General features: G+C 72.9%; 25 protein-coding genes and 1 pseudogene. 15 read left to right on the top strand and 11 right to left on the bottom strand.

All coding sequences use genetic code 11. The annotated features are described in order from the left end of the window. The first annotated feature begins 71 nt into the window (after positions 1 to 71). Together AB0J40_RS19955 and AB0J40_RS19950 are read left to right on the top strand one after the other, a co-directional pair. Positions 72 to 1,433 carry an MFS transporter gene (locus tag AB0J40_RS19955; RefSeq protein WP_364454953.1) on the top strand — a complete coding sequence of 454 codons (1,362 nt, stop codon included), beginning with the start codon at positions 72 to 74 and terminating at the stop codon, positions 1,431 to 1,433. Next, positions 1,434 to 2,450, top strand: a complete 1,017-nt coding sequence (locus AB0J40_RS19950) for a hypothetical protein (RefSeq protein WP_364454950.1) — start codon at positions 1,434 to 1,436, stop codon at positions 2,448 to 2,450. On the opposite strand, the gene AB0J40_RS19945 is transcribed toward AB0J40_RS19950, so the two are convergent. From AB0J40_RS19945 to AB0J40_RS19930, 4 genes are all read right to left on the bottom strand, one after another. Continuing rightward, the gene (locus AB0J40_RS19945; RefSeq protein ID WP_364454947.1) at positions 2,417 to 3,208 is read right to left on the bottom strand and encodes an IclR family transcriptional regulator; all 792 of its coding nucleotides are present in this window, start codon (positions 3,206 to 3,208) and stop codon (positions 2,417 to 2,419) included. The two genes, AB0J40_RS19950 and AB0J40_RS19945, sit on opposite strands and share 34 nt — an antisense overlap. 89 nt (positions 3,209 to 3,297) lie before the next feature. Then, on the bottom strand, positions 3,298 to 3,468 hold the full coding sequence (locus AB0J40_RS19940) for a hypothetical protein (protein WP_364454944.1): 171 nt from the start codon (positions 3,466 to 3,468) through the stop codon (positions 3,298 to 3,300). Positions 3,469 to 3,887: 419 nt separating this feature from the next. Then, entirely contained in the window at positions 3,888 to 5,084 is a 1,197-nt protein-coding gene (locus AB0J40_RS19935) for a hypothetical protein (RefSeq protein WP_364454941.1), read from the bottom strand. A 250-nt stretch (positions 5,085 to 5,334) separates the two neighbouring features. After that, complete coding sequence (locus AB0J40_RS19930) at positions 5,335 to 6,285, bottom strand: hypothetical protein (protein WP_364454938.1); 951 nt, start codon at positions 6,283 to 6,285, stop codon at positions 5,335 to 5,337. Positions 6,286 to 6,457: 172 nt separating this feature from the next. Here AB0J40_RS19930 and AB0J40_RS19925 point away from each other — a divergent pair, with 172 nt between their 5' ends. The 6 genes and pseudogenes from AB0J40_RS19925 to AB0J40_RS19900 all read left to right on the top strand — a co-directional run bounded on the left by AB0J40_RS19925 (position 6,458) and on the right by AB0J40_RS19900 (position 10,072). Beyond that, entirely contained in the window at positions 6,458 to 6,706 is a 249-nt protein-coding gene (locus AB0J40_RS19925; RefSeq protein ID WP_364454935.1) for a PLD nuclease N-terminal domain-containing protein, read from the top strand. Next, positions 6,658 to 7,200 (top strand): annotated as a pseudogene (locus AB0J40_RS19920) (ATP-binding cassette domain-containing protein); the annotation flags it as partial. The gene AB0J40_RS19925 and the pseudogene AB0J40_RS19920, both read left to right, overlap by 49 nt. Positions 7,201 to 7,427: 227 nt before the next feature. Further along, complete coding sequence (locus AB0J40_RS19915; protein ID WP_364454932.1) at positions 7,428 to 7,604, top strand: hypothetical protein; 177 nt, start codon at positions 7,428 to 7,430, stop codon at positions 7,602 to 7,604. Beyond that, positions 7,601 to 8,284, top strand: coding sequence for a hypothetical protein (locus AB0J40_RS19910; protein WP_364454929.1), 684 nt, complete (start codon positions 7,601 to 7,603; stop codon positions 8,282 to 8,284). Before AB0J40_RS19915 ends, AB0J40_RS19910 begins: the two co-directional genes overlap by 4 nt. Positions 8,285 to 8,309: 25 nt before the next feature. Beyond that, positions 8,310 to 9,431: a sensor histidine kinase gene (locus AB0J40_RS19905; RefSeq protein WP_364454926.1), complete on the top strand. Its 1,122-nt coding sequence runs from the start codon at positions 8,310 to 8,312 to the stop codon at positions 9,429 to 9,431. Next, positions 9,428 to 10,072, top strand: a complete 645-nt coding sequence (locus AB0J40_RS19900) for a response regulator transcription factor (RefSeq protein ID WP_364454923.1) — start codon at positions 9,428 to 9,430, stop codon at positions 10,070 to 10,072. Before AB0J40_RS19905 ends, AB0J40_RS19900 begins: the two co-directional genes overlap by 4 nt. On the opposite strand, the gene AB0J40_RS19895 is transcribed toward AB0J40_RS19900, so the two are convergent. Both AB0J40_RS19895 and AB0J40_RS19890 read right to left on the bottom strand, forming a co-directional pair. Next, positions 10,069 to 10,605, bottom strand: coding sequence for a PadR family transcriptional regulator (locus AB0J40_RS19895; RefSeq protein WP_364455655.1), 537 nt, complete (start codon positions 10,603 to 10,605; stop codon positions 10,069 to 10,071). The genes AB0J40_RS19900 and AB0J40_RS19895 overlap by 4 nt on opposite strands. A gap of 27 nt (positions 10,606 to 10,632) precedes the next feature. After that, positions 10,633 to 11,022 carry a nuclear transport factor 2 family protein gene (locus AB0J40_RS19890; RefSeq protein WP_364454920.1) on the bottom strand — a complete coding sequence of 130 codons (390 nt, stop codon included), beginning with the start codon at positions 11,020 to 11,022 and terminating at the stop codon, positions 10,633 to 10,635. Between the two features lie 161 nt (positions 11,023 to 11,183). Between AB0J40_RS19890 and AB0J40_RS19885 the strand changes: the two genes are divergently transcribed. Next, positions 11,184 to 12,023, top strand: a complete 840-nt coding sequence (locus AB0J40_RS19885) for a protocatechuate dioxygenase (protein ID WP_364454918.1) — start codon at positions 11,184 to 11,186, stop codon at positions 12,021 to 12,023. Positions 12,024 to 12,070: 47 nt separating this feature from the next. On the opposite strand, the gene AB0J40_RS19880 is transcribed toward AB0J40_RS19885, so the two are convergent. The 3 genes from AB0J40_RS19880 to AB0J40_RS19870 form a co-directional block, all read right to left on the bottom strand. Continuing rightward, positions 12,071 to 12,799, bottom strand: coding sequence for an NAD(P)H-binding protein (locus tag AB0J40_RS19880; protein WP_364455653.1), 729 nt, complete (start codon positions 12,797 to 12,799; stop codon positions 12,071 to 12,073). Between the two features lie 31 nt (positions 12,800 to 12,830). Further along, positions 12,831 to 14,411 carry a fatty-acid--CoA ligase FadD8 gene (fadD8, locus tag AB0J40_RS19875; RefSeq protein ID WP_364454915.1) on the bottom strand — a complete coding sequence of 527 codons (1,581 nt, stop codon included), beginning with the start codon at positions 14,409 to 14,411 and terminating at the stop codon, positions 12,831 to 12,833. A 135-nt stretch (positions 14,412 to 14,546) separates the two neighbouring features. Continuing rightward, entirely contained in the window at positions 14,547 to 15,935 is a 1,389-nt protein-coding gene (locus tag AB0J40_RS19870; protein ID WP_364454912.1) for an alpha/beta hydrolase domain-containing protein, read from the bottom strand. 284 nt (positions 15,936 to 16,219) lie between these two features. Between AB0J40_RS19870 and AB0J40_RS19865 the strand changes: the two genes are divergently transcribed. Next, positions 16,220 to 17,527 (top strand): sigma-70 family RNA polymerase sigma factor, encoded by a 1,308-nt coding sequence (locus AB0J40_RS19865; RefSeq protein WP_364454909.1) that lies wholly within the window; start codon positions 16,220 to 16,222, stop codon positions 17,525 to 17,527. A gap of 31 nt (positions 17,528 to 17,558) precedes the next feature. Here AB0J40_RS19865 and AB0J40_RS19860 read toward each other — a convergent pair whose 3' ends face one another. Then, entirely contained in the window at positions 17,559 to 19,850 is a 2,292-nt protein-coding gene (locus tag AB0J40_RS19860; RefSeq protein ID WP_364454908.1) for a PQQ-dependent sugar dehydrogenase, read from the bottom strand. Between the two features lie 92 nt (positions 19,851 to 19,942). Beyond that, the gene (locus AB0J40_RS19855; RefSeq protein WP_364454905.1) at positions 19,943 to 20,566 is read right to left on the bottom strand and encodes a helix-turn-helix domain-containing protein; all 624 of its coding nucleotides are present in this window, start codon (positions 20,564 to 20,566) and stop codon (positions 19,943 to 19,945) included. 81 nt (positions 20,567 to 20,647) lie between these two features. Between AB0J40_RS19855 and AB0J40_RS19850 the strand changes: the two genes are divergently transcribed. From AB0J40_RS19850 to AB0J40_RS19830, 5 genes are all read left to right on the top strand, one after another. After that, on the top strand, positions 20,648 to 21,487 hold the full coding sequence (locus AB0J40_RS19850; protein ID WP_364454903.1) for an NmrA family NAD(P)-binding protein: 840 nt from the start codon (positions 20,648 to 20,650) through the stop codon (positions 21,485 to 21,487). Between the two features lie 43 nt (positions 21,488 to 21,530). Further along, the gene (locus AB0J40_RS19845) at positions 21,531 to 22,052 is read left to right on the top strand and encodes a PadR family transcriptional regulator (protein ID WP_364454900.1); all 522 of its coding nucleotides are present in this window, start codon (positions 21,531 to 21,533) and stop codon (positions 22,050 to 22,052) included. Next, positions 22,049 to 22,729 (top strand): ABC transporter ATP-binding protein, encoded by a 681-nt coding sequence (locus tag AB0J40_RS19840; RefSeq protein ID WP_364454898.1) that lies wholly within the window; start codon positions 22,049 to 22,051, stop codon positions 22,727 to 22,729. The genes AB0J40_RS19845 and AB0J40_RS19840 overlap by 4 nt, the downstream gene beginning before the upstream one ends. A gap of 571 nt (positions 22,730 to 23,300) precedes the next feature. Beyond that, a complete protein-coding gene (locus AB0J40_RS19835) occupies positions 23,301 to 25,535 on the top strand; it encodes an FtsX-like permease family protein (RefSeq protein ID WP_364454896.1) in 2,235 nt (744 codons plus the stop codon). A gap of 172 nt (positions 25,536 to 25,707) precedes the next feature. Further along, entirely contained in the window at positions 25,708 to 26,526 is an 819-nt protein-coding gene (locus AB0J40_RS19830) for a hypothetical protein (RefSeq protein WP_364454894.1), read from the top strand. Positions 26,527 to 26,558 lie beyond the last annotated feature (32 nt).

The raw sequence follows: 26,558 nt of genomic DNA, 5'->3' as shown, positions 1-26,558 counted from the left end.
TCACCGTTGGCGGTATTTAGAGTGTCTGACGTTCGCTTCGTGAACACCAGGTTCGAAAACGGAGGACACCGATGTCCACACCGCCCGACGCCGCGGAGGCGGCCGTTCGCCCCGGTACCCCGCACGGCCCGGACCCCGCGAAGGTGCGCGCCGCGGTCCGCGGCGGGACGCTCGCGTACTTCGTCGACCAGTTCGACATCTACCTGCCGATCGTCGTGCTGGCCCCGGCGACCGCGTACTTCCAGGCCGCGAACCTCAGCGCGAGCACGACGGCGCTGCTGGCGTCCCTGGTGTTCGCCTCGACGCTGATCGGCCGCCCGCTCGGCGCGATCATCTTCGGCCACTTCGCCGACACGGTCGGCCGCAAGCGCACGACGCTCGTCGCGGTGGGCGGCTTCGGCACCATCACGCTGCTGACCGCGTGCCTGCCCGGGCACGAGACGATCGGGATGTGGTCGGTCGGCACCCTCATCGCGTTGCGGTTCGTCGACGGGATCTTCCTCGGCGGCGAGTACACGACGGCGGTGCCGCTGGCGATGGAGTGGAGCCCGAAGCACAAGCGCGGCCTCTACGCTTCGATCATCACCTCGACCTCGCCGGCCGCGTACGCGGTGATCGCCGCGATCACGCTGCTCATGCTGCAGCTGCTGCCCGCCGCCGGCCTGCACAGCGCGTACGTGCAGTGGGGCTGGCGGATCCCGTTCTTCGTCGGCGCGCTGCTGGCCGCGGTGCTGTTCCGCTACTACCTCAAGCAGGTCCACGAGCCCCCGGCCCAGCTGACCGGCGAGAAACACAAGCTCCCCTTCGTCCGGCTGCTGAAGAAGTACCCGCGGGCGCTGGGTCAGGTGTTCATCCTGATGACCGGCACCTGGCTCGCGACCAACATGGAAGCGGCCGTGACACCCGCGCAGCTGAAGGCGCACCTGGAGCTGTCCAGCAAAGAGGTCACGCTGACGATGCTGGTGATCAACGCGTCCGCGGCGCTGTCGTACCCGCTGTTCGGCATGCTGTCCCAGCGCATCGGGCGACGGCGGTTCTACATCGGCTACGGCCTGGCGATGGTCGTGCTCGGCGCGGGTTCCTACACGCTGCTGATGGCCTCGGACGGCGGCTTCGGCGCGGCGCTCGGCTTCGGCGTGCTCATCGGCGTGTTCACCGTCGGCACGTTCGGCCCGATCGCGGCCTACCTGACCGAGCGGTTCCCGGCGAGCATCCGGTCGACCGGCTACGGCGTCGGCTACAGCCTCGCGCTGATCGCCCCGGCGTTCTACCAGTTCTACCTGCAGCAGTTCGACGGCTTCATGCCGGCGCACCTCGCCCCGGGGGTCCTGATCGTGCTCGCCGGTCTGCTGATCAGCCTGGGCGGCTTCCTCGGCCCGGAGACCAAGGACGTCGACATGGCCGACGACAGCACGATCCCGAAGCTGTCCTGAATGGACGGTGTGGAGGTCGGGGGACTGGCCACCGCCAACCCGGTGTGGGTCGGCTCGTCCGAGCTGACCATGACCCTGGAGGGGATCACCGCGTGCGTCGACGCGGGCGCCGGGGCGGTGGTGGCCAAGTCGGTGAACGAAAGCGCGGCGGCCCGGGAGCAGCTGGCCATCGCGGACTACGCCTTCGTTTCCGCCGGCGGAGAGGTACGGCCGCCGGGCACGGGCCGGCCGGGCGACGGCCTGCTCAACCGGTCCGGGCTCGCGGCCGTGGACCTCGACGACTGGCTGGCGATGCTGGCCTCCGCCGTTTCCCACGGCGCCGTACGAGGTTGCCCGGTGCTCGGCAGCATCACCCTGGGCGACCCGGCCGCGGCCGCGCGGATCGGACGTGCGCTGGCCTCGGTCGTCCCGGCGGTCGAGCTGAACATCGGCGCCCCGCACGGCCGCGAGGCCCGCGCGGTGCGGCAACTGACCGAAGTGGACGGTGTGGCCGACGCGGTGCGGACCGTGCGGGCCGCCGTCGACGTCCCCTTGTTCGTGAAGCTGCCGGGCCAGGCGTCGGACGTCGTCGCGCTGGCCGGTGCGGCCCGCTCGGCCGGTGCGGACGCGGTCGGCCTGGTCGGCCGCTACCCGGGTTTCCTGCCCGACCTCGAAGGCGGTTCGGTGCTCGGCTCGTGGGGCGCGTGGAGCTCACCCGGGTGCCTGCCGATGAGCCTTTACTGGGTGGGCAAGGCTTTTCAGCGGCTCGACGTGCCCTTGATCGGGACGAACGGCGCTCGCACGGCCGCCGACGTCCGGCGGTTCCTCGCCGCGGGTGCCCGGGCCGTGGAAGTGGTGACGGCGTTGTGGATCGGCGGCCCCGCCGTGCTCCGGGAGCTGGTCGACGGCGTTTCCGGGGTCACCGACGACTTCGTCGGCAGTGCGCTGCCCGACACGCGGGAGTACGCGGACATCCCGCCGCTGCCGTCGCCGGCGTGGCTGCCCTACACCGCGCGCTGGAGGTCGTCGGGCCGGTAGTGCCCGCCCAGCTCCAGGGTCAACTCGCGCGCGGTGTCGACGACAACCCGCAGTTCGGGCGTGTCGTCGCCCATCGACAACGTGTTGTCCGGGCCCACGATCGCGATCGTCGCGCAGATGCCGTACTCGTCGAACACCGGCGCAGCCACGGCCACTATCCCCGGCGTGCTCATCGCCGAGCAGTGCCCGACCGCGCGGACCCGGTCGACGTCGGCGCGCAGCTCGTCGCGCGCGGTGCCGGACAGGTTGCCGATCAGCCGTTCCATCGACAGCTGGTCGGCGTGGTAGGCGAGGAAGACCTTGCTCTGCGCGGTGTCCAGCGGCAGGTGGCTGCCCACCCGCACGGACACGATGACGATCGTCGAGGCGTTCTCTTCGACCCGCGAGACCACCGGGCCGGTGAGGCCCCACAGGCTGAGCACGACGCTCGTCTGCGTCGCGCGCGAGAGCGCCTGCATGTGCCGCGGCGCGAGGTTGACGACGCGGCGGTGGCCGATGGCGAACGCGCCGAGCTGCAGCAGCAGCCCGCCGGGCACGTACCCGCCTTCGTTGCTGCGCTCGAGCAGCCCGGCCGCGACCAGGGACGTGCAGTACCGGTACGCCGTCGTGCGGTTGAGGCCGAGCCGCTCGGCGACCTGGGTGGCGGTGACCTCGGGAGTCGCGGGGTCGAACAGCGACAGGATCTGGCTGACGCGGCTCACCGCCTGGATGTCCGCCTGGTCGGCGCGGGCATCCGGGGACCGCGTCGATTTGGTCACGGGAGCCTCCGCCGGGAGTGGGTACGGCTGTTCACTTCGTGAACACAGGCTACCGGACCCGCCGCTGTCCGCCCCGCCGGACGGCCGGGCTAGCCGGCGAAGCCCACGTACAGGAACGCCAGCACCGAACCCGGCCCGACGAGCAGGCAGATCCCCAGCCCGCCGAGCAACGGCTCGTCGTCCCGGTACATCTTCACCATCAACCCGACGGAGACCGCGACAGCGGCGAGGAGCAGAGCCAACACGACAACAGACACCATCGAAAATCCTTCGCGCGCAGCAGTGGGCACGACGCCGGGCACGGCGCCGTGGAAACGGGTTCAGCTCGCGAAGGCAGGCGGAGCGCGGGTGGACCGCGAAGCCGGAAGTGCGACGGCCCGGAGTGCCGGGCCGGGGGATTCGGCGCGCCACCACGCCGGGACCGGCGCGGCGGTGGACGAGGCCGGGGTGAGCGCCCACGGCACGGGGGTGGTGGCCGGGCCGCGTGGGGCAGCCGGGCGGACCGAGACGAGGTCGTGTGACGGTGCGGTCGCCACCGCCGGGCCGTCGGACGACGACGACCACGGCTGGACCACGGGGGCCCCGCCGAAGAACAGCAGGACGGCAAGCAGCAACCCGAGGCGGCGGTACCGCCCCGGGTTGCTGCGCTGTCCGAATCGTCCGATGTGGTCAGGCTACCTCAGCCACCGCCGTAGGTGGCCTGGGTGACCGCGAAGACGTTGCGGTTGCCCGCGCCCTCCTGCAGGGACCACAGCAGGTCGGCCGCGGTGTCGTCCTCCCAGTAGGACAGGCTCTCGCCGCTGCCCACCCACGCGAACGTCGACGACCCGGCCGTCGGCGTCCAGTAGTAGAGCTGCTTCGAGCCGGACGAGTTGAACCACCAGCGCCCGTTGTGCGACGCCACGCCGTTCAGCTTGTACCACGGCAGCTGCAACGCCTGGCTCGCCGTCGTCGTCGCCGCGAACGTGCCGGTCGACGCGAACGGGTAGCGGATCGCCCGCGGCGCGCGGTTCGGGTAGTCCGTGCACCCGGACGAGCACGTGTACTCCGTCATCACGATCGACTTGCTCACCCGGTCGAGGGAGATCGACGACCAGGCGAGGTTCGTGCCGGACGTCGTCTTCGACGTGATCGAGCCGACCTGCGGCAGGACGTAGGCGTAGTTGTGGGCGTAGTAGGTGCTGCCGCTCTGGTGCCCGATCTGGTCGGCCGTGCCGCCGGTGTCGGTCTTGAGGATCTTCCGCATGTCGAAGACCCGCATGCCCTTGCCGGTGTCGGCGACGTAGAGGTAGTCGCCGTACCAGGAGACGCCGCCGGCGTGGATCGGGATGTCCTTGAAGTCCGGGGCCGCCGCGGTGCCGGTCGGCTCGACCAGCAGGACCTTGCGGTACTTGTTCGGGTAGGTGGCGTCCCAGTCGACCAGGGTGATCCGGCTGCGGGTCTGGCCGCCGTCGCAGCCGTCCTTGGTGTACCAGCTGACCACGACGAGCTGGTGGCCGTCGTAGTTGCCGCTGTTGGCCGTGCCGACCGCGTCCCGGCTGGTGGTGATGCCCTGCGGGTAGTTCGTGCAGTCGGAGTTGTCCCCGCTGTCGAACCGGAACCCGGTCGAGAGCCCGGCGACGGAGAACGACGACGGCAGCGCCGTGCGGTCGTGGTTCGCGTTGTCCATGACCGTGTGCACGGCCGCGGTGCCCAGCGTCGAGACGAGCGCCGAGTTGACGGCGTCGAACTGGTTGTAGTTCGCGGCCAGGGTGTACTGCGAGGCGGGCAGGGTGGTCGGCCCGGCCGCGGCGACGGCCGCCGGCGGCGCGGCGACCAGGCCCGCGAGGACGCCGGCGCCGACGGCGGCGTTCAGCAATCGGTGGCGCAATGACATGAGACCCCCAGTAGTCCGATCAATGCCCGGAACACGGTAGAACCGGGCTGGGTGAATGGGCAACAGCTTCTCGGTGAAAAGGGCAAGATCTTTTCGCGACGTCTCACATTGAGACCTGCGGGGCCCGGGTGACGTGCTGTGATCGCGGCCATGGAGCCCGAACCCGAACCCGGACCCGGCGAGCACCGCGTGTGCTTCGAGCGCGCCCTGGTGCCCGCCGGCTGGCAGATCGACTTCGAGGACGACGGCGTTACCAGCTCGACGGCACGTAAGCCCAGCCGAGGTAGTCGGAGCGCTGCGCGTACGTGCTCGTCTGGTACACCGACGGGCCGGTGCTGATCGCGACACCGCCGCCGAGCGCGAGCATGATGTGCCCGTTGCTGGTCGTGCTGGTGAAGAACACGGCCGCGCCGGCCGGGGCGACCGAGCCGCTGTGGATGCGGCCGTTGTTCTTCTGCCACTGGTAGTGCGTGGTGGCCGAAGCGAACCGGCCGCTGGTGCCGAAGGCGCGTTCCACGAACAGCTCGCACTGGTTGTTCCAGTCCGTGTGGCCCAGGCGCGCCTTGGCGAACGCGATCGCGCTGTCGGCGCGCGGGTCCGCCGGGTAGGCCGTGCCGCCCGGCTTGAGGCCGTCGGTGTCGCAGTGCGGGACGCCGCCGACGAAGCCCTCGGTCCCGGTCTTGACGAACTCGTCCGGCACCCACAGGTTGTCGCCGGTGAAGTCCCAGATCTCGTCCGACGCCGTGGCCTGGCAGACCACCGGCACCGAGGCGCCGGCCGGGTACTTGTCCGCCACGCTGCCCGCCGCGTCCGCCGCGTCGCCCTTGTGCGCGCGGCCGTTGAGGTCGGCCTTGGCCGGGTACGCGTGCGGGGTGGTGCACTGCGGGGCGACCATCGCCGTCGAGCCGGTCTTGACGTAGGCGTCCGGCACCCACAGGCCGTCGGTGGTCAGGTCCCAGATGCTGCTGCCGCCGTACGCCGGGCCGGTGTCCTGGCACGCCAGCGTCACCGAAGTGCCCGCCGGGTACATGTTCGCGATGCGCTGCCCGCCCACCGCGACGTCGGGGTCCTTGACGGTCCGACCGTCCACTGTGGTCGTCACGGGGTAGGCCGACGCGGCGTGGGCCGCGGGCGCGGCCAACCCGGTCAGCGCGACGCCGAGGCCGATCGTGGCCACCGCCGCCTTCAGTGTGGTTCTCACGTTTCCTCCATCGGGATGTCCGGTGCGATCGTGGGCGGCGGCCGTACAAGAGCCGTACAAGCGGCAGGCCGGCCTAGTACTTTCCGCCTATCCCGGACTCGCCGAAGATCCGATGTGCGGGCGCGCGCGATCGGCGATCTTGGGTGGCACCACCGACGTGAGGAGAGGGAACATGCATCCGGCCGCCCTGATCGAAGGCCACGAACAGACCTGGTCCTGGCTCGTGCTCGGCCTGACCGGCGCCGTCCTGCTGGCCTTCGCCGTGCTGTTCGTGGCCGCGCTGGTCAGCATCCTCGGCTCGCGGCTCACCGGCGGCATGAAGCTCGTCTGGGTGATCTTCGCCTTCTGCGCGCCGTTCCTGGGCAGCCTGCTGTGGTTCGCGGTCGGCCGCCGCGACGCCCACCTCCCGGCGTGCCGGTGATCGTCGCGGACGGGCTCGCGAAGACCTACCGCGGCGGTGCCGGCGTCGAGGAACTGTCCTTCACCGTCCGGCCCGGCGTGGTGACCGGCTTCCTCGGGCCCAACGGCGCCGGCAAGTCGACGACCATCCGGCTGATGCTCGGCCTGACCCGCGGCCGAGGTCGCACCACCTTCGGCGGCCGGGTCTACGCGGACGTCCCCGGTCCACTTCGGACGGTCGGCGTGCTCACCGACGCCGCCGCGGTGCACCCCGCCCGGCCGGCCGCCGCGCACCTGCGGATGGTCGCCGCGGGCGGCGGCGTGGGCGCCCGGCGGGTGCGGGAGGTCCTGGCGGCCGTCGGCCTCGAATCCGTCGCGAGCCGGCCCGCCGGCCGGTTCAGCCTCGGCATGAAGCAGCGGCTCGGCCTGGCCGCGGCGCTGCTCGGCGACCCGGAGTACCTGGTCCTCGACGAGCCGGCCACCGGGCTCGATCCCGAAGGCGTGCGGTGGATCCGCGACCTGCTGCGGCGGCTGGCGGGGGAGGGCCGCACGATCTTCGCGTCGTCGCACCTGCTGGCCGAGATGTCGCTGCTCGCCGACGACCTCATCGTCATCGGCGACGGCAGGCTCGTCTCGGCCGGTCCCCTCGGCGAGTTCGTCCGGCGGCACGCGCACGCCGACGTCGTGGTGCGCGCCGACCGGCCCAGCGCGCTCCTGGTCGCGCTGGCCCGCGCCGGGTGCGCGTGCGGCAGGAAGCCGCCGACCTGGTCGTCGAGACCGCCGACACCGAGAGGGTGGCGGCGGTCGCCGTCCGGGCGGGGGTCGCGGTGCGGGAGCTGTTCGTGCGGCGCAGCGGGCTGGAGGACGCCTTCCTCGCCGCGACCGCGGCCGCCGTCCGGCACCGGGCGGAGCTGCCGTGAAGCACGCGCTGGCCTACGAATGGGTGCGGGCCCGCTCGCTGCGGTCGACGTGGCTGCTGCTCGCTTGCGCGGGAGTCCTGCAGTTCGCGTCCGGCCTGTACTGGGGCCGCAAGCGCGACCTGGGCACGCTCGACGCGTTCACCTCGGCGTTCGGGCCGGCCGACCGGCTGGGCGCGGTGCTGGTCGCGGCGATCGGGATCGCCGCGTTCGGGCTCGACCACCAGCACGGCACCCTCGCGACGACCCGGCTGGTGCTGCGCTCGCCGTTCCGGATCGTCGCCGCGCGGGCCCTGGTCACCGCCGGGCTCGCGGTGCTGGGCGGGGTGCTGATGGTGGTGCTGACCGCCGCCGGGGTGCTGACCGGCGGGGGTGCCCTGCCTGCCGGCGCGGGGGCGGCAGGCAGGGCGGTGGCCCCGGTGCTGCCGCTGACCGTCCTTTCCGGACTCGCCGGGGTCGCCCTCGGCGGGCTGCTGCGGCACACCGGGCTCGCCGTCGGCGCGTTCGCGGTGTGGACGTTCGTCGGGGAGACGACGCTGGCCGCGCTCGGCCGCGTGCCGGTGACCGCGCTGCCCGTCAGCGGCACGGCCTCGTCCGCGCTGCCGGGGACCGCGGTGTTCGCCGTTCTCGTCGTCCTCGCCCTGGGCGCGGCGACCTTCACCCTGGCTCGCCGTGACGGCTGATCCGGCGCACCCTAACCTGGGCACGGTGAAGCGGTGGCTGAGCTGGTGGGACGGCCGCGTCGTCCTGCTCGCGCTCGACGTCGCGGTGGCCGCGGCGGTGATCGTGGTGACGCTGACCGGCGGCGACCCGCGTGACCCGCACCCGGCGTTCTACGTGCCCGCGGTGTTCGTCTCCGGGCTCGCGCTGCTGGCGCGGCGGCGGTGGCCGTTCCTGGTGCTGCTGGTCGCCGTGGCGTGCCTGCCGGCCGGGGTGACGCTGCTGCCGCTGACGGTGGCGCAGTACTCGGTCGCGGCCCGGCACGGCGTCCACTGGGTGACCGGGCTCGGGGTCGTCGTCGCGGTGCTCGCCGGGAAAGTGGTGCCGGCGCTGAGCGCGCCGGAGAGCGTCACCCAGGTCGTGCTCGTGCTGGGGTTCTTCGTGTTCGGCCCGGTGCTGGCCGGGCTGTGGATGCACCAGCGCGCGGCGCTGCTGGCCGTGCTGCGCGAGCGCGCCGAAGAGGCCGAGCGGACCCGGACGCTGCTCGCCGACCAGGCCGTCTTCGCCGAGCGGCGGCGGATCGCGCGGGAGATGCACGACGTCGTCGCCCACCGCGTGACCGCGGTCGCGCTGCAGGCGGGCGCGCTGTCGCTGCGGGCGCCCGACGAGGAGACCGAGCAGGCCGCCGAGACGATCCGGGCCACCAGCGCGACCGCGCTCGACGAGCTGCGCGGCATCCTGCGCGTGCTGCGCGACGACGCCCCGTCCTCGGACGCGGGGCCGGGCGTTCTCGCGTCGTTGGAGGACTTGGTGGCGGAGGTCGTCGCGACCGGCGCGCGGGTCGAGCTGACGCTGCCGGACCCGCTGCCCGCGGTGCCCGGCCAGGTCGGCCGGGCCGTCTACCGGGTGGTGCAGGAGTCGCTGACCAACGCGGGGAAGCACGCGCCGCACACGGCCGTCGACGTCCGGCTCGCCGTCACCGGGGAGTGGCTGGCGGTCGAGGTGACCAACCGGCTGACCCCGCACGGCAGCGCCGTCCCGGGGGCGGGGTACGGGCTGGTGGGCATGCGCGAACGCGTCGAGCTGGCCGGCGGCGAGCTGCGCACCGGCCCGACGGGCGACGGCCGCTTCCGGGTGTCGGCGCGGTTCCCGGTCGGGGAGGGCGAGTGACGGTCAAGGTCGTGCTGCTGGAGGACGAGGAGCTGGTCCGCAGCGGCATCCGGATGATCCTCGAGTCGGCCGAAGACGTCGAGGTGGTCGCCGAGGACACGAACGGCGCGCGGGCGGTCGAGCTGACCGACCTCCACCGGCCGGACGTCGTGCTGACCGACGTCCAGATGCCGAAGGTGGACGGCATCGAGGTGGTGCGCCGGCTCGCGGCGCACCCGGCGGCGCCGGCGGTGGTGGTGCTGACGACGTTCGACGTGGACGAGTACGTCTACGCGGCCCTGCGCCATGGCGCGGCCGGCTTCCTGCTGAAGGACACGCCACCCCGTGAGCTGGTCAACGCGGTGCGCGTCGCGGCGCGGGGCGAGGCGATGCTGTCGCCGAAGATCACGAAGCGGCTGTTGACGGATTTCGCTTCCGGCGGTGGAAGGGCCCGGGCCCGGGCACGGCTGGCCGTGCTGACGCCACGGGAGCACGACGTGGCCGTCCACATCGGACGCGGGCTGAGCAACGCCGAGATCGCCCGCTCGCTGGTGGTGAGCGAGTCGACCGTGAAAGTCCACATCGGACACATCATGGCCAAGCTGGAGGCCGCCAACCGGACCCAGGTGGCGCTGCTGGTCCACGACGCCGGTCTGGGCTAGCGCGCCGCCCGGCGTTCGAGGATCTTGAGGGACTGTTCGCACCAGCGGAGGTTCTCCCGCTCGAACGCCAGTCCCCGCATCAGCGTCAGGTACGGGCCGACCCGCTCGGCCTCGGCCAGGTAGTCGTCCTCGAAGCGGCCGTCCAGCAGGCCCGCCCGCAGCCGCTCGTAGCGGGCGATCTTCGCCTCCGCGCGGGCCATCCGCTCGTCCAGGGCCCGGCGGACCGCTGCCCCGTCGCCGTCGTCGACCGCCTGAACCTGGACCAGCAGCTCGTCGCGGATCACGCCCGGGCGCGGGGCGCGCGCGGTGAACTCGCGCAGCGCTTGGCGGCCCGCCTCCGTCAGCGCGTACAGGCGTTTGTCCGGGCGCTTCTCCTGGTGGACCACGCGGGCGCGGACCAGGCCGTCCGCCGCCATCGCGTCCAGTTCGCGGTAGAGCTGCTGGGGGGTCGCGGGCCAGAAGTTCGCCACCGACGCGTCGAACACCTTCGCAAGGTCGTAGCCCGACGCCTCGCCCTCCAGCAGCGCCGCCATCAGCGCGTGCCGCAGCGACCTACTCACTTAGTTGATTGCCTCGCGCTGGATCCGGTCGAACTGCGCGGCCATCGCCTCGGACAACGCCTGCGCGGCCGACAGCGGCCGGACCATCACCGTGAACTCGTCGATCAGCCCGTCGGCGTCGAAGTGCAGGAAGTCGCAGCCTTCGACGCGGGTGTCCCCGATCCGGGCCTCGAAGACGAGCGCGTGGTCCCGGCCTTCGCCGCCGCTGAGTTCGCGCACGTACCGGAAGTCTTCGAAGACCCGCAGCACGCCCCGCAGGATCGCGGCGGTGATCGCCTTGCCTGGGTAGGGCTTGAACGCCACCGGGCTGCGGAACACGACGTTCTCCGCCAGCGTCGCGGCCATGGCCTCGGGGTCACGGGCCTCGACGGCCTTCCGGAAGCTGGTCATGCCTCACCTCACCTAGTCAAAAAGTTTAGTAGCAGCGTACCCCGTCCGTGACCGCTCGGCGACCCACAGCCTCACCACAGCCGCAGCACAGGGCCGGGCGTCACCTTGAGTCAAGGCCGGATCAGACGACCGTCAACCGGTCTTTACCCGGAAGGACACACATGGATCACGACCACGAGGGACAACGCGTCAGCAGGCGAAGGCTGCTCACCGGTGTGAGCTCGGTCGGCTTGGCCGCGCTCGTCACGGCGTGCGCGGGCAAGAGCCCGGTCACCACGTCCACCGGTGAGACCGTCGCCCTGCAGGCGGTCACCGACGCGGACCTCACCGCGTTGTTCACGGGCGCGCGGACGTGCACCCTCACCGCCGCCACCACACAGGGCCCGTACTACTTCGACGCGGACAAGATTCGCAGCGACGTCCGCGAGGACAAGCAGGGCGCGAAGCTGCGGCTCGCCCTGCAAGTGCAGGACAGCGAGACGTGCAAGCCGATCCCGCACGCGGTCGTCGAGATCTGGCACTGTGACGCGGGCGGACTGTACTCGGGCGCGGAGGCGGCGTCCGGTGGCGGTGGCACGCCGCCCACCGGCCCACCGCCGACCGGGACCCCGCCCACGCGCACCCCGCCGCCCGGCGGTGACGCCGACCTCGAGCCCACCGACGACAAGCGTTTCTTGCGCGGGGCCCAGGTCACCGACCAGCGCGGAATCGTCGAGTTCACCACCATCTGGCCGGGCTGGTACCGCGGCCGCACCGTCCACGTCCACGTGATGGTGCACGTGGGCAACGAAAAGACGCTCACCACGCAGCTGATGTTCGACGAGGCGCTGAACTCCGAGGTGCTGGCAACCCAGCCGTACGCGCAGCGCACCGGCCGGGACACGTTCAACGACAACGACTCCATCTACCAGCCGAGCATGCTGCTCAAGGTCACCAAAGCGCGCGACGGGTACGTCGGCTGCATCGTGCTCAACGCCGACCCGGACCATGACGGCGTCTAGCGCGCAGGGCCGCGCGGGTGGCACGACGGCCACCCGTGCGGCCGGCGTCACGACTTGGCGAGCCAGTCGGCCAGCTTCGTCTCCGCGAGCCGCGCGCCCGGTCCGGGCAGCAGGTCCGCCGCGCCCGGTACCGCGCCGAAGTACGGCGCCGCCGGGTCGGTGACGACCTCGCGCGGGTCCTGGCGCGCCGTCAGCACCCGCCGGACCCACTCGTCGAGGCCGAAGACCTCCGGGCCGGCGATCTCGGTGAGGCCGCCGACCGGCTGCCCGGCCGCGGTCCGGGCGACCGCCGCGGACACCTCGGCCGCCGCGATCGGCTGGACGCCCGCGCCCGGCAGGCGCACCACGCCGTCCGTCGTCGACGTGTCCGCGATCCCGCCCGCGAACTCGAAGAACTGCGTCGCGCGCACGATCGAATACGGCAGGCCCGACTCCGCGATCAGCCGCTCCTGCGCGACCTTGGCACGGAAGTAGCCGACGTCCGGCTGGCGGTCGGTGCCCACCACCGACAGCGCGACGTAGTGCGTCACACCCGCTTCCTTCGCCGCGGCGACCAGGTTCCCGGTCGAGGTGCGGAAGAAGCGCAGCACGTCGTCGTCGGCGAACGACGGCGAGTTCGACACGTCGATCACGGTGTCCGCGCCCTGCAGCACCTCCTTCAGCCCGTCGCCGGTCACCGTGTCCACGCCGGTGCTGGGGGCGGCGGCGACCGCCTCGTGGCCGTGCTCGGCCAGCCGGGTGACCACGTTCGTGCCGATCAGGCCGGTTCCGCCGATGCGGGGTGGGCGACTTGTCGATACCGGCGCGCTACACGCTCGCGCGCCGGGGCTGGTACTTCGCCCGCAGCGCCTTCTTGTCCGGCTTCCCGAGCCCGGTCATCGGCAGCGACTCGGCGATGATCACTTGCTTCGGCACGTGCACCGGTCCCTTGCGCTCCCGCACCGACGCCTGGATCTCGCTCGTCAGCTTCTCGACCGCGGCGTCGTCGGCGGCCGCGTCCGGGCGCAGCACGACGACGGCCGTCACCGCTTCGCCCCACTTCTCGTCCGGGGTGCCGATCACGCCCACCTGCGCGATCGCCGGGTGCTCGGCGACGACGTCCTCCACCTCGCGGGGGAACACGTTGAACCCGCCGGTCACGATCATGTCCTTGACGCGGTCGACGATGAACCAGAAGCCGTCCTCGTCCTCGCGGGCGACGTCGCCGGTGTGCAGCCAGCCGTCGCGGAACGTCTCCGCCGTCACCTCCGGCAGGTTCCAGTACCCGGCCGCCAGCAGCGGGCCGGCGACGCAGATCTCGCCGGGTTCGCCGGGGGCCACGGGGTTGCCGTCGGAGTCGAGCAACGCCGTGCGCAGGAACGCCGACGGGCGCCCGCACGAGGACAGCCGCGCGTCGTCGTGGTCGCCCTTGGCGAGGTAGCTGATCGCCATCGGTGCCTCGGACTGGCCGTAGTACTGCGCGAAGATCGGCCCGAAGCGGTCGATCGCCTCGCGCAGGCGCACCGGGTTGATCGACGCGGCGCCGTAGTACACCGTCTGCAGCGACGACAGGTCGCGCGTGCGCGAGTCGGGGTGGTCCAGCAGGGCGTAGAGCATCGTGGGCACCAGCATGGTGGCCGTGATGCGCTCCTCCTCGATGATCCGCAGGACGTCGGCGGGGTCGAACTTCGGCACGACGACCAGGGAGCCGCCCTTCAGCAGCGTCGGCGCGAAGAACGCCGCGCCCGCGTGGGAAAGCGGGGTGCAGATGAGGAACTTCGGCGCCTCCGGCCACTCCCACTCGGCGAGCTGGATCTGGGTCATCGTCGCCATCGCCTGCGCGGTGCCCATGACGCCCTTGGGCTTGCCGGTCGTCCCGCCGGTGTAGGTGATGGAGACGACCTGGTCCGGCGGCAGGGCGGCGGGCTCGAGCGGGCCCGGCTCGAACTTCGCGGCGGTCGCGGTCAGGTCGTGCCCGACGTGGGCCAGCGGCTCGGGCACCGGCCCGATGGTGAGCACCTGCCGCAGGCCGGGGACCTTCTCGAGCAGGCCGAGCGCCCGCTCGACGAACATCGGCACCGGATCGATGATCAGCGTCGTGATGCCGGCGTCGCCGAGGATGTAGGCGTGGTCGTCGAGCGAGCCCAGCGGGTGCAGTGCCGTCCGCCGCGACCCCTGCAGCTGGCCGGCCGCGATGATCAGCAGGACCTCGGGGCGGTTCAGCGACAGCAGGGCCACCGCCGCGCCCGTGCCCGCCCCGAGCTCCTCGAAGGCCTGGGCGTACTGGCTGACCTGCGCGGCGGTCCCGGCCCCGGTCATCGTCGTCTCGCCCAGCACCATCACCGGCGCGTCCCGGTGGCGCTTGAGGGCGGAGACGACCAGATGCCCGAGGTGGTTCGGATACCGCATCGCCGATTCGCCCATCGGAGTCCCTTCCCCGCCGTCTGACTAGAACACGTTATAGTTCTATGCGCTGAACCGGCTTGACGCAAGGGCTGGTGCCCGGCGGCGGGGAAGGGGAACAGGTTTCACCGACGGGGCAGGTCACGGAACCGGCGCGGTCTGGGCGCGGGCGACGGCTTCGTCGCGGTCGGCCGGCAGGAGGTACCCGTCGCGAACCGCCCGATCCGCCGCGGCGGTGAACTTCGCGACGTACGTGGCGTGGTCCGGGTACAGCTGCCGGATCCGCGCCGCGGTCAACGGTGTCGTCGTGCCCAGCAGCAGGCAGGCGCCCGCCACGTTGCCGCCGCTGTTGTTGGGGGAGTAGGCGGCCACCGGGGTGTCGAAGTCGGGCAGGCGGATGCCGCCCAGCGCGTTCTGGTCGGCGTCGCGGCGGATGAACAGGCCCAGCAGCAGGGAGATCGGCGTGGCCGTCGGGGGTGCCGCGCCGCCGCGGGCCCAGCGGTCGAGGTGGGCGAACGCCGCGTTCTCCGCGTACCGGAACGTCATGCTGTTCACGGGCTTGTCGCAGGTCGTGGGCGCGCCGTCGTTGATCGACCGGTCCCGGGCGTTGGCCGCGTTGTACAGGTCGAGCCCGTACTGGTCGGCGTGCGCCGTCCCGGCGACCTCCCAGGTGCGGACCCGCGCGGTGTCCTGCCGCACCGAGTTCGAGGCGATGACGTCGGTTTCCGACTGCAGCACGAACACCGGCGCGGCCAGGTCGGTGCGGATGTGCGCGGACAGCGCGCCGAGGACGCCCTCGCCGATCGGGGCCGCGAGGGCCGCCCGGCCGTGGATCATCAGGCCGTCGTAGACCCCGCGTACCGGTTGAACAGCGTTCGCATACGTCGTGAGCCGCAACGCGGACTGCGAGTGCCCGGTGCCGAGGACGACCGCCGGCGCCCGGCCGCCGAGCAGCTCCGGGTGCGTCCGGACCGCCTGTGCGGCCTGCGAAAACACGTCGTAGGACAGCGCGTCGGAGCTGAAGTTCACCGCGCCGTACCGCGCCGGGTCGAGGCTCTTCAGCTTGTCCGCACCGGCTTTCTGCGTCGTCACGCCGACGTAGGCGTAGCCCTCGCGGAGGAAGTGCTCGTACGACTGGGAGAAGTCGACCGGGATGTCGACGCCGAAGCTGACGTTGAGCCATTCGACGACGACCGTGCCGTTGAAGCGCGCCGGATCGTCCGGCCGCACCACGACCATCCGCGTGGTGTACGGGTTTCCGGTGGTGGCGACGTGCGTGGCCCAGCGGCCGTCGTCGGTCCAGAGGCCGTCCTGCGCGTAGGTGTCGGCCTGTCCGGACAGCAGGTACTCCTGTTCGACGTACCCGCGGGAGGCGAGGTCGAGGACGCCTTCGGCGCCGCTGACCGGCCAGCCCCGGCCGGCGTTCGCGGGCACCGGCGTCACGGTGGGCGCGGGGGCGGCCGCGGCCACGCCGGTGGCCACGACGGCGGGGAGGAGCAAGGTCAGCAGCAGGCAGGCTGCTCTGCGCATTTCGGAGACCCTCCTGGCGGTGGACGGCGACCGTCCACAATGGACAAGGATGCGGTGGCCACCGCCTTTCGTCTCTACCGGGGCGGCGGCACCGGGGCAACGACCGGCCGGCGGCCCGCAACGAAACGGCGCCGGAGTGCTCAGTCACCTGACAAGACGGGGGTGCGGGACACTCACCGCGGAAGAAAATGGGCTTTCGGCGCCGAAACCTTGCGCCGGGCCTCTCGGTGGACGAATATCGCGGGACGTTCTGCACGTGCAAGCGCACGGGCGAGGGGGTGTGGGTGACCGAGGTGGCACCGGCGGTGGCCGGGACGGCGGACGTCCCGAGCGACGCGGTCTTGATCCAGGCGGTGCGTGGTGGGGACCTCGCCGCGTACGGCCGGCTCTACGACCGGCACCTGGTCGCGGCCCGCCGGGTGGCGGCCGCGATCGCGTCCGGCGAAGCGGAGCGGGACGACCTCATCGCCGAAGGGTTCACCCGCGTACTGCGGATCCTGCGTGCCGGGGAGGGCCCGGACGAAGAATTCCGGCCCTACCTCCTGACGACGATCCGGAACACGATGATCAGCTGGCGCCGGCGCGACTCGGCGGTCTCGCTGGTCGCGGAGGTCCCGGACGTCCTGCCGGGCGAGGGCAGCGACGAACCGGTCGGCAGCCGGCTGCACGCCACCGTCGCCGCGGACGCGTTCGCGAGCCTGCCGGAGCGGTGGCGGACCGTGCTGTGGCGCACCGAGATCGAGGGCGAGTCGCCCGCCCGGATCGCCCAGGACCTCGGCATGACGCCGAACAGCGTCGCCGCGCTGGCCTACCGCGCCCGGGAAGGGCTGCGGCAGGCCTACCTGGACCAGCACGTCCCGGAGGCCCGGCGCCGCACCTGCCGGATCGTCTCCGGCCAGCTCGCCCGGTGGGTGCGCGACGGCGTCGGTGACCACAAGAGCCACCGGATCACGACCCACCTGGACCGCTGCGCGGACTGCCGGAAACTGGCCGTCGGGCTGAAGGAGCTGAACGCGGAGCTGCCGGCCACCGTCGCCCCGCTCATCCTCGGCATCCCGGTCGTGACGCACTGGCTGACGACCGGCGGCACCGTCGCTTCCTCGGGGGCGGCCGCGAGCACCGGGGCCTCCGCGCTCTCGTGGGCGACCGCGGCGAAGGTGGCCGCGGCGAGCGCGGCTCTGGTGACGACGGTGACCATCGGCGCGAGCACGTCCGACGTCGCGCCCTCGCCCCCGGCGACCGGCGCGGACGGCTCGACCACGCAGCCGGTGGGCACGCGGCCCGCGAGGCCCGGGACGACCGGGGGCGACGGGGGGACCGCGGCCGCCGACCCGCAGCTCACCTCCGTTCCGGCCGCCGCGTCCGGCGAACCGGCCGCCGGCGACGAGCCCGCCGAGGGGTCCGGAGCCGCGCAGGGGAACGGACCCGCCGGGCAGGCGAACGAAAACGCCACGAAGGACAAGGAAGCGGCCCAGGAGTCGAGGCAGGCCGCCAAGGAGTCGAAGCAAGCGGCGAAGGAATCCACCAAGGCCGCGAAGGAGTCCGCCAAGGCGTCGAAGAAGGCGGACAAGACGAAGAACCCCGAGGGCTGACCCGGCCCCGCACCGGGGCCGGGTCACCCGCTCAGCAGGGCTGCAGCAGCCAGCAGAGCCGGTACTTCGCCTGGTAGGTCGCGGAAGTCGCCGGAGCGACGATGTTCTGCGTCCGCGCCCCGCCGTGCGCCCAGCTCGAGAAGGCGTACTTGAGGTTGAGCGGCGGCAGGTTCTGCGGGCTGTCCGCGCTGATCGAGTTCGTCGAACCGGCGATCACCGTCCGGGAGAACGGGGTCCGCTGCTGCGTCCCGCCGACCGTCAGCAGTGCCTGGTCGGGGCTCGACGTGAAGTTCAGCGTCACCGTCTTCGGCTGCAGGTCGATCGTCTTCGAGCCGGTGCGGCCCGTCGAGTCCGTCGCCGTGAGCGTGAGCTGCAGGTAGGACGGGTATTCGTGGTCCGGCGCGACGAACGTGCCCGCCGCGACGCCCGGGAAGTCCTGGACGTTGTGCGTGTGGCAGGTGCCGTTGGCCGCGCAGTGCCGGATCGCGAGCCGCCACGACAGCGCCGCGGGCGGCAGCTCGCCGTCCTGTGCGTCGATCGCGCGGCCGGAGAACGCGACGGTCTGGCCCACCGACCAGGTCAGCGACGCGGCGGGCGCGTCGATGACCGGGACCGGGTCGAGCCCGGCCGGGGTCCCGACCGTCACGCGGACCGTCGTCGTGGCCGTCGCGCCGTGGGAGTCGGTCACCCGCAGCCCGGCGTCGACCGCGGCCGCCGTGGTGTAGGTCCACGTGGGCTTGGCGGCCGCCGAGTCGTCGTAGGCGCCGTCGGCATCGAGGTCCCAGGCGTAGGCGAGCACGTCCCCGGCGTCCGGGTCGGTCGAACCGGTGCCGTCGAACTGGACGGTCAGCGGGGCCGGTCCGCTCGACGGCGTCGCCGTGGCCGCCGCGACCGGCGGCCGGTTGGTGCCGCCCGGGTAGCTCACGCGACGCAGCTCGCCGCTGCCCAGCGCGACGTAGAAGAGGTCGCCGCCGGGGCCGGTGAGGACCTGCACCGGCGTGTTCGCCCCGGTCACGAACGGCACCAGGAGGCTCGGGCTGGGCTGGCCGTTGGCCGTCTGCATCGCCCAGATGCACCCGCGCGACGAGTCGGCGAAGAACAGCGCGCCGGCGTACGCGGCGGGGTAGTTGCTGCCCGACTCGAAGGCGATCCCGCTGATCGACGAGCCGCCCGTCGGGCACGGGTCGCTCGCGACGACCTTGGCGTTGTGGTTGTAGGCGTAGTACGGCGCGGTCTGCCCGCCGGAGCTGTACAGGGATTCGCAGCGGTCGAGGTTGGCGCCGTCGTAGCCGGCCTGGCGGGCGGTACCTTCGAAGCACGGCCAGCCGAAGTTCTCCGCCACCGCGTCGCCGGCGTTCGCCACGCGGTTGATCTCCTCCCAGGTGTTCCAGCCGACGTCACCGGCCCACAGCTCGCCGGTCCCCGGCCGGAACCCGAACCGGAACTGGTTGCGCGCGCCGTAGGCGATCACACGGCGGGCGTTGGCGTCGGTGCTGCTCGCGAAGGGGTTGCCGGGCAAGCCGTCGCCGGTGTCGGGGTCGATGCGCAGCAGCGTGCCGTTGAGCAGCACGGGCTGCCCGGCCGCGCGGCGCGGGGACTGCGACCGCAGCGCGCCGCCTTCGGCGTTCGGCGGGGCGAGGTTGGTCCCGGCCGGGGACGGCGGGTCGGCGCAGGGGTTGCCGGTCTGGCCGTAGTCGGCGTAGTTGAAGCTGGCGCCGTCGCCGCCGCCCGCGTACAGGGCGCCGTCGGGGCCGAAGGCGAGAGCGCCCACCGAGTGGCTGGGGAACTGCTGGCACCAGCCGGTGACGAGGGGTTTCTCGCTGACGGCGGTGCCGTCCTGGCCCATGGTGAGCCGGGAGACGCGGCCGGTGACCACGCACCCCTGGTCGGTCGCGCCCGGCGGCGTCGGGCACGTGTCGCCCCACCGCGGCGCGGTCCCGCCGGGCACGGCGTCGAGTGTGTAGGAGACGTAGACGTACGGCCGGGCCGGGAACGCCGGGTCGACGGCGAGCCCGAGCAGGCCGCGGTCCCAGAAGTCCTGGGTCTGCGTCCGCAGGTCGGCGAACACCGTCGCCGTCGGGTCGGCGAGGGAGTCGAAGACCTTGACCAGGCCGCTCTTCTCGGCGACGAACACGCGCCCGTCGGGCGCGAACGCGGCGGCGGTCGGCGAGGTCAGGCCGCCGATCGCGACGGTGTCGGCGAAGCCGGTGGGCACCGCGGCGGCGGGTGCCGCGACGGCCACCGCCAGTGCGGCGGCGACCGGGACCACGACGGCCGCGGCCAAGGCGCGGCGCGATCTTCGGGGGAACGGGAAAGGCAGCATGCGAACTCCTGGTGCGCGGGGACCGGACCGTCCCCTATGGCGCCGGAAGTCCGATAGTTGTTACAACGCGACGGAAAATGCACACGAACCGCTCAGCCGCGGTCGAGCCACTCCCGCAGGAGGGCGCGCTCGGCACCGGTGAGCATCGGCAGGTCCGGCGGGACGGCCGGCGGCGCCGGTGCGCCGGTCAGGATCCGGGCGGCCACGGCGTCGTACATGGCGTCGGCGAGGCCTTCGGTGGGCCGGGTCAGCAGGGCGAGCACCGCACCGGTGCCGGCCGCGTGGACCAGCTCGACGGCCAAGGGTTCGGGGACGCGGAGCCGGCCGGCCTCCGCGACGCGGCGCACCCGCGCGCGCAGGACGGCGAGCCCGGCTTCGGCCGCCGGCGACGTCCGGCCCGGCGTCACCAGCAGGCCGAACAGGGCCGGGTTGGCCAGGCCGAAGCCGATGTGCGCGGCCCAGCCGGCACGGAGGTCGTCGACCGGGTCCCGGTCCTCGTCGGGGGCTTTTTCGCTGACGTAGGCGGCGAAGACGTGCTCGGCGACCGCGTCGAGCAGCGCGTCCTTGTCCTCGAAGAACCGGTAGAGCGCGGGGGCCTGCAGGCCGGCGGCCTGGGCGACCGCGCGGATGGTGAGCGCGGCCGCGCCGTCGTCGTGCAGGAGCCGCGCGGCGGTTTCCAGGATGTGCGCCCGCGTTTCGCTCCGGTCCTTTGACATGGTTCCAATGGTAACGCATACTTGCTATCTCTGGTACTAACGTGGTTATTATCGTCGGTAACCAACGTGAAGGGATCGACCATGATCGTGATCACCGGGGGAACCGGCAAGCTGGGGTCGGGGATCGTCGAGGAGCTGCTCCGGCGCGTGCCGGCCGAGCGGATCGGCGTCAGCGTGCGGGAGCCCGGCCGGGCTGCCGGCCTCGCCGACCGGGGGGTGCGCGTCCGGCGTGGCGACTTCGCCGATCCGGAGTCGCTTGCCCACGCGTTCGAGGGTGCTTCTCAGGTGCTCGTCGTCTCGACGGACGAAACGGGGGAGACGGCAGTTCGCCGTCATGTCGCGGCGATCGACGCCGCGCGGGAGGCGGGTGCCAAGCGCGTTCTCTACACCAGTCACCAGGCCGCGGCCGAGGACTCGCTCTTCGCGCCGATGCCCGACCACGCGGCGACCGAGCGGCACCTCGCGGCCGGGGTGTTCACCGCGCTGCGCAACGGTTTCTACGCGAGCACCGTTCCGCTGCTGCTCGGCCGGGCCCGGGAAACCGGTGAGCTGGTCGCGCCCGCGGACGGGCCGGTTTCGTGGACCGCGCACGCCGATCTCGCCGAAGCCGCGGCGGTCATCCTGGCCGACGAGGGCCGGTTCGACGGTGCGACGCCGCCGTTGACCGCCCCGGTCGCGCACGACCTCGCCGACGTCGCGGACATGCTGAGCGATCTCACCGGGCGGACGATCCGCCGGGTGGTCGCCGACGACGACGAATGGGTGGCCGGCCTGGTCGGGCACGGGGTTCCGGAAGACCGGGCCACGCTGCTGCTCGGCATGTTCCGCGCGGCCCGCCGGGGCGAGTTCGCCGCCACCGGTCCCGAGCTGGAAGAGCTGCTCGGCCGGCCCGCGACCTCGCTGCGCTCCCTGATCGGGTGATCACTATGCACTCCGGCTATACACCTCGTGTACAGTCGGCCGCATGTCGATCGGACACACCCTGCTCGGGTTGCTGGAGAACGGGCCGCGCCACGGCTACGACCTGAAGCGCGCCTACGACGACCGGTTCGGGCACGACCGGCGCGTCCACTACGGCCAGGTCTATTCGACCCTGGCCCGGCTGCTCAAGCAGGGGCTCGTCGAGGCCGACGGCACCGAGGCGGGCGGCGGGCCGGATCGGAAGCGGTACGCGATCACCGAGGCCGGGGTCGCCGACGTCGGCGCGTGGCTGGCGACCCCGGAGAAACCCGAGGCGTACCTGCAGAACACGCTCTACACGAAGGTGGTGCTCGCGCTGCTGTCCGGCCGCCCGGCCGCCGACGTCCTCGACGTCCAGCGCACGGCCCACCTCGACGCGATGCGCGAGCTGACCCGCCGCAAGACCGGGGGCGACCTGGTCGACCAGCTGGTCTGCGACCACGCGCTGTTCCACCTGGAGGCCGACCTCCGCTGGCTGGAGCTGACCGCGGCCCGGCTCGACCAGCTGGCGAAGGAGATCGCGTGAGCACCGTGCTGCTGGAAGCCGTCGGCGTCCGGAAGGCGTACGGCCACACGGACGCGTTGACGGCGGCGAGCCTGCGGGTGTGCGCGGGCGAGGTCCTGGCGCTGATGGGGCCGTCCGGGGCGGGCAAGTCGACGCTGCTGCACTGCCTGGCCGGGATCGTCCGGCCGGACGACGGCACGGTCCGCTACCAGGGCCAGGACCTCGCGGCGCTGACGGACCGCGCCCGGTCGGCGTTGCGCCGCACCGACTTCGGGTTCGTGTTCCAGTTCGGCCAGCTGGTCCCCGAGCTGACGTGCCTGGAGAACGTGGCCCTGCCGCTGCGCTTGAACGGCGAGCGCGGCCGGGCGTCGGCCCGCCGGGCGCGGGAGGTGCTGGCCGAGCTGGGACTGGCCGACATCGCCGGCCGCCGCCCCGGCGAGGTGTCGGGCGGTCAGGGCCAGCGCGTGGCGGTGGCGCGGGCCTTGGTGACGGACCCGAGGGTGGTGTTCGCCGACGAGCCGACGGGAGCACTGGACTCCCTGAACGGCGAGCAGGTGATGCAGCTGCTGACCACAGCGGCCCGCGACCGCGAGGCGGCAGTGGTCCTGGTAACGCACGAACCCCGGGTGGCGGCGTACTCGGACCGCGAGGTCGTGGTCCGGGACGGGCGGACCCGCGAGCTGGAGGTGACCCGGTGAGGGGGCCGCGAGCCGTGCGGCGCGGCGGCCGGAGCCGGGAGCGGGTAGCGGCGGCTCGGCAGGAGTCCAGCGGCGGTGGCTGGTGGCGGCCGCGAGGTGCGGTGGCGGGCTCGTGGGAGTCCGGCGGCGGTGCTTGGCGACGGTCGCGAGGTGCGGTGGCGGTTTCGCGGGAGTCCGGCGGTGGTGGCTGGCCGCGGTCGCGGGGTGCGGCGGTGGTTCCGCGGGAGTCCGGCGGTGGTGGCTGGCCGCGGTCGCGGGGTGCGGCGGTGGTTCCGCGGGAGTCCGGCGGTGGTGGCTGGCCGCGCTCGCGGGGTGCGGCGGTGGTTCCGCGGGAGTCCGGCGGTGGTGGCTGGCCGCGCTCGCGGGGTGCGGCGGCGGGTTCGCGGGGGTCCGGTGGCGATGGCTGGCGGCGGTCGCGGGGTGCGGCGGTGGTTCCGCACGAGCCCGGCGAAGGCGGGCCGGCCCAGATACCAGGCCCAGCAGCCGCCGCGGCCTCGCGCGAACCTCGCGCGGCCGCGCATCCCGGCATCGCCCCGTGCGATAGCAGCGCCCTCACCTCGGCGGTGGTCCGGTGATCCGCCGCTGGACTTCCGATCTCCTCCTCGGCATGCGCCTCGCCCTCGGCGGCGGTGGTGCGCGCACCGCACTCGTGCGGCTCGCCCTCACCGCCGTCGGGGTCGGGTTCGGCGTGGTCGTCCTGCTCACCGCGACCTCCATTCCGAACCTCATCGGCGCGCGGGACGACCGGGCCGCTGCCCGCGTGTTCGACCTGGAAGCCACCGCTCCGGGTGTCGATCCCGTGTACCTCCTCGCCCGCGCCGACGAATACCGCGGCCGCGGCCTCGGCGGCTACCTCGTGCAGCACACCGGGCCGCACCCGCCCGCCGCGCCCGGCGTCGATCGGCTGCCCGGGCCGGGGGAGGCCGTCCTGTCCCCGGCGCTCGTGGACCTCTTGCGATCGCCGGAAGGCGAACTGCTGCGCCCGCGGTTCCCCCAACGCGTCGTCGGCACCATCGGCGACGCCGGGCTGACCGGGCCGCACGAGCTCTACTTCTACGTCGGCTCCGCCACCGTCGCGCAGCTTCCTGACGCCGCGCCGGTGAGCCGGTTCGGCGCCGACACCCACCGGCGCGCCCTCACCTCGCTCGAGCTGCTGCTCGTCGTGGTCGGCGCGACGACCTGCCTCGTCCCGGTGTTCGTCTTCGTCGTCACCAGCACCCGGCTCGCGGCGGCGGCCCGGGACCGGCGGCTCGCCGCACTGCGCCTCATCGGCGCCGACCGCGGGCAGGTCCGCCGGATCGCGGCCGGCGAGGCCCTGCTCGGCTCGTTCGCCGGCCTGCTCGCCGGGCTGGCGCTGTTCCAGCTCGTCCGGGTGCTCGTCCCGCGGATCACCGTCAGCGCCTTCCGCGGCGGCCTCTTCGGCACCGACGTCGTCCCCGACTGGCGGCTCGGCGTCCCGGCCCTGCTGGTGCTGCCCGTGCTCGCGTGCGCGGCGGCGGTGTTCGCGCTGCGGACCGTCGTCATCGAGCCGCTGGGCGTCGTGCGGCGGGGAACGCGGATCCGGCGCCGGCTGTGGTGGCGCCTCCTGCCCGCGGCCGCCGGCTGGGCCCTGCTGTTCACCGGTACCGACGGCGCCGAAAGCCCCGGCGTGATCGCCGGCATCGTCCTCATCCTCTCCGCCGTGCCCCTCGTGCTGCCATGGGTCGTCGAGCGGGTCGCCGGCCTGCTGCGCGGCGGGTCGCCCGCCTGGTTGCTGGCCGTCCGCCGCCTCCAGCTGGACAGCGCGACCGCCGCGCGCCTGGTCAGCGGGGTCGCCGTCGTGCTGGCCGGATCCATTGCGCTGCAAGGCGTTTACTCGCGCACCGAGAGCGACCGGCCCGCCCCGCAGGAGGTCAAGGTGCTCGCGAGCTACTCCGCCACCGGCTACGCCGACGCCCTGGCGTTCGCCGCCGCCTTCCGTGCGCTGCCCGGCCAGCGCGACGCGCCGTTGCGGAACCACGGACTGATCGAGAACGCGGCGGGGGAGCGGGCCTCGATCACCGTCGGGACGTGCGCCGACCTGCGTACCCGGGCGGGGCTCGCCGACTGCCGCGACGGCGACGTCTACGCCACCGGGGCCGGGAGCTACCTGCCCGCGCCCGGCGAGCACGTGTGGTTCTCCCAAGCCGGCCGCACCGGCCCGCCCGCCCTTCCACAGTGGACGGTCCCGGCGGTCCACCGCGTGGCCGGCGCCCGAGGCGAGACGGCGGCGCTGCTCGTCACCCCGGCCGCGCTGGCGACGGCGGCCGGCGTCGCGCTGACCGTCAACGCGGATGTCCCCACCGCCGACGCGGATCTGGTGGAGCGCGTCCGGAACACGGTGGGGTGGCAAGGAACCGTGTACTCGCTGGGCACGGAAAGCGACGGCACGTACGCGCTCATCACCCGCGCGCTGTCGGTCGGCTCCGTGCTGGTGCTGCTGTTCGTCGCCGGCAGCCTGCTGGTCGCCGCGTGGGAGCAGCTGCGGGAACGGCGGCGCAGCCTCGCCGCGCTGATGGCGAACGGCGTCGGACGCGGAGTGCTCGCCCGGTCGCTGATCTGGCAGCTGGCGATCCCGGTGGCGGTCGCGGTGGCCGTCGCGGTGCCGGCCGGGCTCGCCCTCGACTGGCTGGTGCTGACCCTCGTGGTGCACCGGCCGATGCTGGTCGACGGTCCGGCCATCGCGGTTCTGACGGCGACGGCGATCGCGGCGGTACTGCTCGTCACCGCGCTGACACTGCCCGCATTGTGGCGGACGACGAGCCTGGAGAATCTGCGGGAGGAATGAGCGGGCAAGGCGGTCGGTCCGGTTGTTTCCGGGACCGGCCGTCACGCGGAAAGCCTTTTCGGGCAAGCAGATCCTGCCCGAAAAGGCGCCCCATTCGCCCTGGTGCCGTTTTCCGTTTTGGGCGATCCTGAATACGCCGATATTCGCCGTTCCACGATTCCGAGGCGATCCGATGCGTATCATGTACGACGCGGTCACCGCGCGAAACATCTTGAAGAAGGACCGGCGGCCGGCGCTCGTGGCCGGGTACATCGACCGGATCAGGCTGGCGCCGTGGAGCGCCGCGGACTGGGACCTCTTCCCCGACGCGCTGAAGGTGCGGATCGTCAAGAAGGCGTCGACCAACGACGGGCACGTTCTCGACGTCGAGCCGGGCGACGCCACGCCCGCCGAAGCGCCGGGCTGGGCCCGGATGCGGCGCCAGTCGGGGTTCGCGCACCCGGTCATCTACTGCAACCGGTCGACCTGGCCGAAGGTGCGGGCCGCATTCGCGGACCAGGGCGTCGAGCCGCCGTTGTACTGGATCGCCACGGCCACCGGCAAACCCGAAATCCCCGCCGGCGCGATCGCCGCGCAGTACCTGCTCGACGTCGAGCCCGGCATCGACATCTCCGTCGTCGCGGACTACTGGCCCGGCGTGGACACGTCGGCGTCGCTGACCACCGAACCGGAAGTGGAGCTCATGGAACGCATCACCGTCACCCCGCCCAACGCCGGGCAGAACACCGTGCGGCTCAACCTGTCCGGCAGCGCCGGCGCCGCCATCGTCGTCCGCCCCCGCATCAACCGCGACGGCGTGTCGAAGCCGATGTGGGTAGGCAACATCTTCGCGTGGGGCTCCGACAAGACGGGCGTCGGCCACAACCCGAAGTCCGACCCCAACTACGACGACCGGCTGACGTCCCACCGCCGTTTCGCCCTGCCGGGCGCGGTGTGGGCCGACCTCGAGTACAGCGCCGCGGAGGAGTTCGACATCGACATCGTCGGCTGAGCACCGCTCAGGAGCACCGGCTTGTTCTGGGC

This window comes from Amycolatopsis sp. NPDC049691, assembly GCF_040675005.1.
In the GTDB taxonomy this organism is placed as follows: Bacteria; Actinomycetota; Actinomycetes; order Mycobacteriales; family Pseudonocardiaceae; genus Amycolatopsis.
Note: the sequence above shows the minus strand (reverse complement) of the source record. Positions and strands in the feature narration are given on the sequence as shown.

Excerpts from the sequence above, each read along its gene's own strand:
- AB0J40_RS19830 (WP_364454894.1), top strand. The coding sequence starts at position 25,708 with ATGCGTATCATGTACGACGCGGTCACCGCGCGAAACATCTTGAAGAAG.
- AB0J40_RS19935 (WP_364454941.1), bottom strand. The coding sequence starts at position 5,084 with ATGTCATTGCGCCACCGATTGCTGAACGCCGCCGTCGGCGCCGGCGTC.
- AB0J40_RS19940 (WP_364454944.1), bottom strand. The coding sequence starts at position 3,468 with ATGGTGTCTGTTGTCGTGTTGGCTCTGCTCCTCGCCGCTGTCGCGGTC.
- AB0J40_RS19845 (WP_364454900.1), top strand. The coding sequence starts at position 21,531 with ATGTCGATCGGACACACCCTGCTCGGGTTGCTGGAGAACGGGCCGCGC.
- AB0J40_RS19850 (WP_364454903.1), top strand. The coding sequence starts at position 20,648 with ATGATCGTGATCACCGGGGGAACCGGCAAGCTGGGGTCGGGGATCGTC.
- AB0J40_RS19925 (WP_364454935.1), top strand. The coding sequence starts at position 6,458 with ATGCATCCGGCCGCCCTGATCGAAGGCCACGAACAGACCTGGTCCTGG.
- AB0J40_RS19870 (WP_364454912.1), bottom strand. The coding sequence starts at position 15,935 with ATGCGCAGAGCAGCCTGCCTGCTGCTGACCTTGCTCCTCCCCGCCGTC.
- fadD8 (WP_364454915.1), bottom strand. The coding sequence starts at position 14,411 with ATGCGGTATCCGAACCACCTCGGGCATCTGGTCGTCTCCGCCCTCAAG.
- AB0J40_RS19895 (WP_364455655.1), bottom strand. The coding sequence starts at position 10,605 with ATGGCGGCGCTGCTGGAGGGCGAGGCGTCGGGCTACGACCTTGCGAAG.
- AB0J40_RS19950 (WP_364454950.1), top strand. The coding sequence starts at position 1,434 with ATGGACGGTGTGGAGGTCGGGGGACTGGCCACCGCCAACCCGGTGTGG.
- AB0J40_RS19855 (WP_364454905.1), bottom strand. The coding sequence starts at position 20,566 with ATGTCAAAGGACCGGAGCGAAACGCGGGCGCACATCCTGGAAACCGCC.
- AB0J40_RS19860 (WP_364454908.1), bottom strand. The coding sequence starts at position 19,850 with ATGCTGCCTTTCCCGTTCCCCCGAAGATCGCGCCGCGCCTTGGCCGCG.
- AB0J40_RS19890 (WP_364454920.1), bottom strand. The coding sequence starts at position 11,022 with ATGACCAGCTTCCGGAAGGCCGTCGAGGCCCGTGACCCCGAGGCCATG.
- AB0J40_RS19885 (WP_364454918.1), top strand. The coding sequence starts at position 11,184 with ATGGATCACGACCACGAGGGACAACGCGTCAGCAGGCGAAGGCTGCTC.
- AB0J40_RS19955 (WP_364454953.1), top strand. The coding sequence starts at position 72 with ATGTCCACACCGCCCGACGCCGCGGAGGCGGCCGTTCGCCCCGGTACC.